Raw genomic sequence first — 1,284 nt, 5'->3', positions numbered from 1 at the left:
GACTTCCAGCTGATCCAGGGCATGCTCGCGGACTGCGCCGTGGACATCGCCGTCAACCGGGCCTACACCCACCAGGTCGCCTGGGAGGCGGACCAGCCCGGGACCGAACGCAAGGCCCTGCACGCCAAGGCCTCCACGGCGAAGCTGGCCGCGAGCGAGGTGGCCGGCCGGGTCGTCGACCGCTGCCTGCAGATCTTCGGCGGGCGCGGCTACGACCGCTCCTACCCGGTCGAGCGGCTCTACCGCGAGCTGCGGGTCGACCGGATCTGGGAGGGCACGTCCGAGATCCAGCGCCTGATCATCGCCAACGAGCTGATCAAGCGCGGCACCCGGGCCCTCGCCCTGCCCCGTCACTGACTGCCCGACCCGGCTCCCTGACTGCCCGACCCGGCTCCCCGCGTCCGCCGGGTCCGCAGCCCCGCTCCCCGGCCCACGGGCCTTCGTCGTCTCCGCCCCGCCCGTCACTCCGCATCCCAAGGACCGACATGGACTTCCGCCTTACCGCCCGCCAGCAGGAACTCAAGGGCACGGCCCGCAGGCTCACCGACCTCGTCATGAAGTACGAGGAGGACTGTGAGGAGAACAACGGTCTGCCCCCGCAGGCCCACGACGCCATCCGCGTCGCCGTGCTCGACAGCGGCCTCCAGGCCGTCAACATGCCCGCCGAGTGGGGCGGCGCCGGGCTCAGCATCTTCGAGCAGGCCGTCGTCCAGCAGGAGTTGGGCCGGCTGACCGGCGCCCTGTGGGACATGGTCTGGCGCCCGGCCAACGCGCTGCGCTTCTGCACTCCCGAGCAGCGCGAGCGCTTCCTCGTTCCGGTCATCCGCGGCGAGCGCCGCGACTGCTACGCCGTCACCGAACCGGAGGCGGGCTCGGACCCGCAGAACCTCAGCACGACCGCGACCCGCACCTCCGGCGGGCACTGGAGCCTCGACGGGGAGAAGTGGTTCGTCACCGTCGGCGACCACGCCGACTTCCTGATCGTCCTCGCGGCGGCCGGGGACGAGCGGGCACCCACCCTGTTCCTCGTGGACAAGGACACCCCGGGCGTCGAGATGACCCGGGTGCCGCGCTTCATGCACACCTTCGTCTACGAGCACCCCGAGTTCACGTTCACCGATGTGCGGGTGCCCGACGGCGCGGTGCTCGGCGGCATCGGCGAGGGCTACGACATCACCCGCTCCTGGTTCACCGAGGAGCGGCTGATGATCGCGGCGCGCACCATCGGCGCGGCGGAGCGCGCCCTGGAGCTGGCGCGGGAGTGGGCGGTGGAGCGGCGGCAGT

At 72.0% G+C, this 1,284-nt stretch carries 2 protein-coding genes; both read left to right on the top strand.

Annotated elements, in window-relative coordinates:
- Positions 1–357 (top strand): acyl-CoA dehydrogenase family protein (locus tag AN215_RS00075; protein ID WP_275520654.1); only part of this gene is annotated, 357 nt, incomplete at its 5' end.
- A gap of 128 nt (positions 358–485) precedes the next feature.
- Positions 486–1,284, top strand: a 799-nt coding sequence (locus AN215_RS00070; protein ID WP_070031074.1) for an acyl-CoA dehydrogenase family protein, incomplete at its 3' end; no start/stop codon positions are given.

It is taken from the genome of Streptomyces abyssalis (genome assembly GCF_001751365.1).
Lineage (GTDB): Bacteria > Actinomycetota > Actinomycetes > Streptomycetales > Streptomycetaceae > Streptomyces > Streptomyces abyssalis.
This window is presented reverse-complemented; position numbering and strand designations above follow the sequence as displayed.